This window comes from Streptococcus sp. E29BA (genome assembly GCF_041807805.1).
GTDB classification, from domain to species: Bacteria; Bacillota; Bacilli; order Lactobacillales; family Streptococcaceae; genus Streptococcus; species Streptococcus entericus.
In genome coordinates this window covers 40,840-48,994 of sequence record NZ_JBGTZA010000018.1, presented here as the reverse complement: position 1 = coordinate 48,994, position 8,155 = coordinate 40,840, and the positions used below count along the sequence as shown (strand labels likewise).

At 48.5% G+C, this 8,155-nt stretch carries 5 protein-coding genes; all 5 read right to left on the bottom strand.

What is annotated here, in order from left to right; all coding sequences use genetic code 11:
- Positions 1-105 precede the first annotated feature (105 nt).
- The 5 genes from ACERC8_RS05960 to glgB are packed head-to-tail and all read right to left on the bottom strand — an operon-like array spanning position 106 to position 8,152.
- Entirely contained in the window at positions 106-2,517 is a 2,412-nt protein-coding gene (locus ACERC8_RS05960; RefSeq protein WP_373658984.1) for a glycogen/starch/alpha-glucan phosphorylase, read from the bottom strand.
- Positions 2,518-2,565: 48 nt separating this feature from the next.
- Positions 2,566-3,993: a glycogen synthase GlgA gene (gene glgA / locus ACERC8_RS05955; protein WP_373658983.1), complete on the bottom strand. Its 1,428-nt coding sequence runs from the start codon at positions 3,991-3,993 to the stop codon at positions 2,566-2,568.
- Entirely contained in the window at positions 3,990-5,123 is a 1,134-nt protein-coding gene (glgD, locus tag ACERC8_RS05950; RefSeq protein WP_373658982.1) for a glucose-1-phosphate adenylyltransferase subunit GlgD, read from the bottom strand. Before glgD ends, glgA begins: the two co-directional genes overlap by 4 nt.
- The gene (locus ACERC8_RS05945) at positions 5,113-6,252 is read right to left on the bottom strand and encodes a glucose-1-phosphate adenylyltransferase (protein ID WP_373658981.1); all 1,140 of its coding nucleotides are present in this window, start codon (positions 6,250-6,252) and stop codon (positions 5,113-5,115) included. Before ACERC8_RS05945 ends, glgD begins: the two co-directional genes overlap by 11 nt.
- A gap of 28 nt (positions 6,253-6,280) precedes the next feature.
- On the bottom strand, positions 6,281-8,152 hold the full coding sequence (gene glgB, locus ACERC8_RS05940; RefSeq protein ID WP_373658980.1) for a 1,4-alpha-glucan branching protein GlgB: 1,872 nt from the start codon (positions 8,150-8,152) through the stop codon (positions 6,281-6,283).
- Positions 8,153-8,155 lie beyond the last annotated feature (3 nt).

The window sequence follows — 8,155 nt, the reverse complement described above, 5'->3', positions numbered from 1 at the left end:
CATAAAACGAGAGAAGACAAGAACTGTCCTCTCTCGGTGTTAAGTGGGTCAACCCACTACAGTTGACAAAGAGCCTCAAAAGCCAGCACTAGGCTGACTTTTAGATTATTTCTCCAAGTTCCAAATCTCCTCAGCATACTGGGTGATGGTATCGTCGGAGGTAAATTTATCAGAAGTCGCAATATTCATTAGGCTCATGCGTGACCAGGTCTTCTTGTCACGATAAAGGGCATCAATGCGCTCCTGCGCTGCCACGTAGGACGCAAAATCTTCCAGCAAGAAATACTCATCGTTATGGGTAATCAGAGCATCGTAAATCTCGCCACCTTCGCGCTGACTGTTTTGAATCGTCCCATTTACAAAGGTATCGACCACACGGCGTAGGACAGGATTGTTCTCATAAACCCCACGGGCGTAATAATCATGAGCCGCGTAGTGCGCGTAAACCTCGTCCTTGGTCATACCAAAGATGACAATGTTGTCATCGCCACACTCGTCCTTGATTTCGATATTAGCCCCATCAAGGGTCGCTAGAGTCACGGAACCTGTCATCATGAATTTCATGTTTGAAGTTCCAGAAGCTTCCTTAGAAGCTAGAGAAATTTGCTCTGACACATCCGCCGCTGGGATAATCAGTTCAGCCAAGCTGACGTTGTAATTTTCAAGGAAAACCACCTTGAGTTTGCCATTTAGGTTGGCATCATTGTTGATGAGGTTAGCCAATTCGTTGATGAGTTTGATAACAGACTTGGCAAAGTGGTAGCCAGGTGCTGCTTTGGCACCGAAAATGAAGACACGAGGCACCATGTCCTTGTCTGGGTTATCCTTCAAGTCATGATAGAGTTTGATGATATGAAGGACATTGAGCAACTGGCGCTTGTAGGCATGGAGACGCTTGACCTGCACATCAAAGATGGCATCTGTCGACACCTCAACACCTGTTGTCTCTTTGATATAAGCTGCTAGACGGGCTTTGGCCTGCTGCTTGACCTGATAGAACGTATCAAGCACAGCCTCATCATCAGCAAAGGCAGTCAGTTTTCTGAGCTCGTGAATATCCGTGCGCCAGCCATTGCTAATGGTTTCATCAATGGCAGCAGACAACTCAGGTGCCGCAATTTGCGTCCAGCGGCGCTGCACGATACCATTGGTCTTGTTGTTAAACTTCTCAGGATACAGCAAATAGAAATCGCGCAAGGTATCCTCAGTTAACAGGTCTGAATGGAGCTTGGCCACCCCGTTAACCGAATGCCCACCAATGATAGCCAAATGCGCCATGTGGACCTGACCGTCACGAATGATGCGTGTGCGATTGATTAAGTCCGTATCGCGACCCAAACCAGCTTGTTCTGCGACAAAACGATTATCAATCTCGTGGATAATCTGGGTAATCCGTGGAAGAACCTCTGTAAAGAGACCGGCATCCCATTTTTCCAAGGCTTCTGCCAAGATGGTGTGGTTGGTGTAGCTCATGGTTTTGACGGTCGTCGCCCAAGCCAAATCCCACTCCAAGCCATACTCATCAATCAAAAGACGCATGAACTCAGCTGGTGCAACCGCAGGGTGGGTGTCGTTGATGTGGACAGAAACTTTTTCATGGATAGCTTCCAGCGGCAAGCCCTGCTTGAGATAGGACTTGATGATGGTTTGAAGGCCAGCTGAGGTCATGAAATACTCTTGCGTTAAGCGGAGCTTCTTGCCTTCGATGCTGCTGTCTTCAGGGTAGAGCACTGCAGTGATGTCCTTAACCCGACGACGGCTCTCGATGGTTGGGTAGTGGAGTTCCTCTTCCTCAGGGATTTCGACATCCCAGAGGCGCAAGTTGTTGACCACGCCGTTTTGGAAGCCAATCTGAGGTACATCGTAAGGCACAGCACGCAGGGTCTGGGCATTTTCATAAACAGGCTTAAACTTGCCGTTGTCGTCCATTTGCAGGTAGACATTGCCGTAGATTTTGACATCAACAATGTCGTGGTCCTGACGGACTTCCCAGACGTTACCAATTGACCCGAACCAAGTATCTGGCAACTCCACCTGATAACCATCAACAATCCGTTGCTTGAAGAGACCGTAGCGGTAGCGGAGACCATTACCACAACCTGGATAGCCTGTGGTCGCTAGGGAATCCATGAAGGCCGCTGCCAGACGCCCAAGACCACCGTTACCGATCGCCATGTCGTGCTCAGCATTTTTCACCGCATCAAAATCAATCCCTAGCTCGTTAAAACCTGCCTTAACCGTGTCTAAAATGCCCAAGTTGAGCAAGTTTGTCTCCAGCATCCGTCCTGGCAAGAATTCAATGGAGAAATAGTAAGCAATTTTTTGTTGCTTATCAACCAATTCCTGTTTGCGGTTAAGCCATGGACGGGTCGCATATTTGCGCACCACTCGCGCTAAGGCGACAAAAAGTTCTGATGGCGTCGCCGTTGCCACCTTGATAGCATTTTCCTGATGGAGTTTGTCCTTGAAATCGCGGACAAAATGCTCCACCGTCAGGTCATTTTCAAAAAAAGTCATGTGTTTTAAGTATCCTTTTTATTTTTTTGGCAATGGCAAAGCAGCCGTCTATAATTGCTCATATAAATTGATGTAGGCTAGGCTAGCTGTCTCCCATGAAAAATCCTGAGACATGGCTGACTGCTGTAATGTCGCCCAGTCATCTTGACGATTATAATATACATCCAAGGCATTTTCAAGTGTTTTGGTCAGCAAATACCCTGAAAGCCCTTTAAAGGCGAATCCTGTCCCTGACTTGTCAAATTGGTTGTAAGGTTGAACCGTGTCACGTAGACCACCGACCTCATGCACCAAGGGCAGACTGCCGTAGCGCATGGCCATCATCTGAGACAGTCCACAAGGCTCAAAGGCTGACGGCATGAGGAAAAGGTCGCTAGCCGCATAAATCTGCTGAGCCAACCCCAAATCAAAAGTAATATTAGCCGACAACTTATCTGGGTATTGGCTAGCAAACCAAGCGAAGGTCTGCTCAAAATCGGCATAACCAGTTCCCAAAAGGGCAACCTGCACATCAAATTGCAGGATATGGTGCAGCTCGCTGACCACCACATCAAAGCCTTTTTGGTCGGTCAAACGAGACACGACCCCAATCAGAGGAACATCTGCCCGCACAGGCAGACCCAATTTTTCCTGTAAGAGCGCCTTGTTTATCGTTTTACCAGATAGGTCTCCTGCGGAGAAGTGTGCAGGCAGGTGCGGGTCGGTCTCCGGATTAATCAGATCGGTATCAATCCCATTGACAATCCCCGTCAACTTACCAGCTTCCATCCGCATAATCACGTCCAAGCCCTTGCCGAACTCAGGGGTCATGATTTCCTCAGCATAGGAGGGTGAGACCGTCGTCACACGATCGGCATAGAGCACGCCAGCCTTCATCCAGTTAAGGCAATCATTCCAGCGCAAGGCGCCATCCTCATAACGCTCAGCACCAACCCCAAACAAGTCTCCCAGCATGGCAGGGTCAAACTGCCCTTGGAACTCGATATTGTGAATGGTAAACACCGTCTTAATCCCACGGTAAGCGTCAATCCAGTCGTATTTTTCCTTGAGCAAATATGGCATCATGGCGGTGTGGTAGTCATGGACGTGGAGCACATCTGGGATAAAGCCGACCTGCTCCATAGCTTCCAAGGCTGCCAGTTGGAAGAAGGCAAAGCGCTCGCCATCGTCCCAGTCCCCATAAACCTTACCTCTGAAAAAATAATGCTGATTATCCACAAAGTAGAAGGTCACCCCGTCACGCACCAAACGCTTGATGCCGACATACTGACGACGCCAGCCAACTTGAGTGTAAAAATAGCAAACCTCCTCGACCTGATCGCCGAATTTACCTGCCACCACGTCGTAGTAAGGTAGCATCACCGCCACCTCGTGCCCATGCTGAACAAGAGATTTAGGCAATGCCCCAATGACATCGCCTAAGCCTCCTGTCTTGGCAAAAGGTGCCCCTTCTGCCGCGACAAATAATAATTTCATCCGATAATGTCTCCTGTGATTTCTTGACCCTTACCGATAACAATCGGATTGTCCTTGCTGCCACGAATGGTCACACCAGCTGGAATAGTGACAGACTTATCAATAATGGCATACTCAACCCTTGCCCCAGCTTCGATGGTGACCTTTGGAAAGACCACTGAGTGAGCGATATGAGCACCTTTTTCCACACGGCAAGACCGAGACACGATGGAATGGTCAACCTCACCAGCAATAATGCTACCAGAGGCAAATTGGGAATTGGTCACCTTAGAGCCGTCTGCAAAATAAGTCGCCTCTTCGTTTTTCACTTTGGTGTACACTTTTTGATTAGTGTAAAGGAGTGAGTGGAATTTCTGCAGATCCAGCATGTCCATGTTAGCCTTATAATAAGACTGGACGGAGCTGATATTGGACAGGTAGCCAGTGTATTCAAAAGCCAGAGCTTTTTCAGACACAATCAGCTCGCGCAAGAGGAAGCGGAGCTTCTTCGGATTGTCCTTTTTAGCTTCCTCTTCCATCTTTTCAATCAACCAAGGCGTGTTAACAACATAAATGTCAGCTGACATATTTTGCGTTTCAACCGTGGTATCATTGTTTTCGATACCAACAACGTTGTCCCCCTCATCGATGGTCAAGATGGCATTGGCATCCGAACGAGCCTCTTTTGGCAATTTTTTGTAAACGACCGTGATATTGCGCTTATTGACATTGTGGAGGTGAAGCACACCTTCAAGATTGATGTTGCTGAGGATATCACAGGACATGTAGACTGTCTGGTCAGAGCCTGATCGCTTGAGGTAGGTCAAAATCTGCTCATAGTAGTCCCTGTCCGTCACCTCACTGGCCACATCCGTCTGATAGAACCCAAGGAAATAATGGCTGAGCAGGGTATTTAATCCCCACTCCCGACCAGATCGGATATGGTCGAAGACTGAGCGGATATTTTGCCCACGGAAAATCCCATAGACACTACGAATACCTGCGTTGGCCAGTGTTGAGAGCTGGAAGTCAATCAGGCGGTATTTGCCGTCAAATGGCAGAGCAGCCAGAGGACGGTTGTCTGTCAAGCTGCCCATGTCTGGGTAGCCAACCGCATTGCCTAAAATCGCTGAATACTTATCAATCTTCATTTGGAATACCTACTTTCTCATCGTAACCCACTACTTGCACCTCTTGCGTCCCATCAATCACAACACCGTCACTGATAATCGCTCCTTCTCCGATGATGGCACGAGTAATTTTTGCCCCTTTACCAATCTTAGCCCCGGTCATGATGAAGCTGTCCTTAATCTCAGCCCCTTCCTTGACCTGAACATTGGTTGACAAAATGGAGTGCTCAACACTACCTGCCACAAAGCAGCCATCAACAACCAAAGAATCCTTGACACTGGCTGTCTCGGTGATAAAGTTTGGCGGTGCGATATGGTTTTTGGAGTAAATTTTCCATGAACGGTCACGACTGTCCAGTTCGTTATCAACAGCGATATACTCCATGTTAGCCTCCCAGAGGGATTCGATGGTGCCGACATCTTTCCAATAACCTGAGAAGTTATAGGTGTAAACCCGCTCACCAGACTCCAGATAGGCTGGGATGACATGCTGACCAAAGTCAGACATATCGATATTGTTCTTTTCAGCAGAGACCAAAAGTTCACGCAGACGGGCCCAGTTGAAGATATAAATCCCCATGGAAGCCTTGGTTGATTTTGGCTGGGCTGGTTTTTCCTCGAACTCAACGATACGGTCATTGGAATCCGTGTTCATGATGCCAAAACGGCTAGCTTCCTTAAGTGGTACGTCGATAACCGCCACTGTCAGGCTGGCTTGATTGTCCTTGTGGGTCTGGAGCATGTCATCATAGTCCATCTTGTAGATGTGGTCACCTGACAGGATCAGGACATACTCTGGATTGATGCTGTCAATGTAGTCGATGTTTTGATAAATGGCATGGCTGGTACCTAGGAACCAACGGTTGCCTTCTGTAGCGGAGTAAGGTTGTAAGATAGTCGCTCCGCTATTGATCCCATCAAGTCCCCAAGAAGAACCGTTCCCGATATGGCTGTTGAGCGCCAAGGGCTGGTACTGGGTGATGACACCGACGTTGTTGATGCCTGAGTTGGCACAGTTAGACAGGGCGAAATCGATAATGCGGTAGCGACCGCCAAATTGCACAGCAGGCTTGGCGATGCTTTGGGTCAGCTTGCCGAGGCGCGTGCCTTGACCGCCTGCTAGAATAAGGGCTAACATCTCATTTTTCATAGGTTTTTCCTCTTTTTTATTGTTTTTCTTATTGCTTTCTGTCCCTGCGCTTAACCTTCCAGATGGAAGCACCGAGGGCTGGGAGAGTGAAGCTAAGGGTATGGTGATAATCTTTCCAGAGACCTTGTTGTGTTTTGGTTAGCGGATTATGCTCTTTCCATACGCCACCATAGATTTCAAGTTCTGTATTGAAGACTTCTTCATAAAGCCCTGCCACAGGCACACCGATGGTAAAACCTGGTCGTTCAACAGGTGCCATGTTAAAGACGCAAATCAGAAGCTCGCCTTTGGCATTTTTCCGAATAAAGGACAGGACAGACTCCGCACGGTTATCCGCATCGATAATCTCAAGTCCCTCATAACGGTCGTCAATCTGCCAGAGCACCTTGTTATCCTTGTAGAACTGATTGAGGGTACGTGTGAATGCTTGCATCTTGGCATTCATCTCGTCCTCCAGATTGCTCCACTCCAGCTGGTAGTCGTGTTTCCACTCGAGGAACTGACCGAACTCGCTGCCCATAAAGAGCAGTTTTTTCCCAGGGTAGCAAATTTGGTAGGTGTAGAGATTGCGCAGACCAGCGAACTGGTTGTACCGATCACCGAACATCTTGTGCATGAGGCTCTTCTTGCCATGGACAACTTCATCGTGGGAAAACGGCAGGACAAAGTTCTCATTGAAGCAATACATGAAGCTGAAGGTCACTAGATTGAACTCATGCTGCCGATAGATGGGGTCCATCTCGTAAAAGCGGAGAATATCATTCATCCAACCCATGTTCCACTTGTAGTCAAAACCAAGACCGCCCTGCTCAATCGGCTGGGTAATCGGTGTTGCAGCGGTCGACTCCTCGGCAATCATCATGACATCAGGATGGCGTTCCTTTATGACCCGATTGAGTTTCTGCAAGAATGCAATGCCTTCTAAATTATGGTTCCCACCGTCCTTGTTTGGCAACCAAGGGCCATCATCGTAATCTCGGTAGAGCATGTTGCTAACCGCATCGACACGAATGCCATCAATGTGATAATGCTCAATCCAGTAAAGGGCTGAGGAAATCAGGAAGGACTGAACTTGATGTTTCCCAAGGTCAAAGTTAAGCGCTCCCCAACGGTAGTTGTTGGCCTCATGCTCTCCCTGATACTCAAAGGTCGGTGTCCCATCATAATAGGCTAGGGCATCATCATTTCTGGTAAAATGCCCAGGCACCCAGTCAACCAAAACCCCAATATTGTGCTGGTGACAAGTGTCCACAAAGGCTTGAAAATCCTCAGGCGTCCCATAACTATGCTCAAAGGCAAAATAACTCATGAGTTGGTAGCCCCAAGACGCGCCAAGTGGATGCGCCATCAGGGGCATAAACTCCACATGGGTGTAGTTCATCTCGACCAGATAAGGGATTAACTCCGCCGTTAACTCCTTAAAGGTATAAGGCTTGCCTGTCTCGTCTTGTTTCCAAGAACCAGCATGCACCTCATAAATATTGACCGGCCGCTCCTTAAAGCCCCAGCGCTTGCGCCGCCCCATCCAGAGCCCATCACCCCACTTGTAGGACCAATCGGTCTTGATAACCGCCGCTGTCCCTGGACGTGCTTCTAGATAGCGGGCAAAAGGGTCGATTTTCTCCACCTGCGAGCCATCGCTACGTGTCACCAGATACTTGTAGAACTGCCCTTCATGCGCTTGGGTGCTCACGGCCTCCCAAATACCTGCTTCATCTTTTGCCATGGGCAATGGCTGAGCTGTCCAGTCGGTAAAATCACCAATAAGAGCAACAGCTTGCGCATTTGGTGCCCAAACCCGAAAGGCATAACCATCCCCCTCACGGTGAACCCCTAGAAAGTTCTGGGCATAGTACTGCTCACCTTGTCCAAAGAGCCATGTTACTTCTTGTTTTCCCAAATA

Coding starts and splice junctions, on each gene's coding strand:
- ACERC8_RS05960 (WP_373658984.1), bottom strand. CDS start 2,517: ATGACTTTTTTTGAAAATGACCTGACGGTGGAGCATTTTGTCCGCGAT.
- glgA (WP_373658983.1), bottom strand. CDS start 3,993: ATGAAATTATTATTTGTCGCGGCAGAAGGGGCACCTTTTGCCAAGACA.
- glgD (WP_373658982.1), bottom strand. CDS start 5,123: ATGAAGATTGATAAGTATTCAGCGATTTTAGGCAATGCGGTTGGCTAC.
- ACERC8_RS05945 (WP_373658981.1), bottom strand. CDS start 6,252: ATGAAAAATGAGATGTTAGCCCTTATTCTAGCAGGCGGTCAAGGCACG.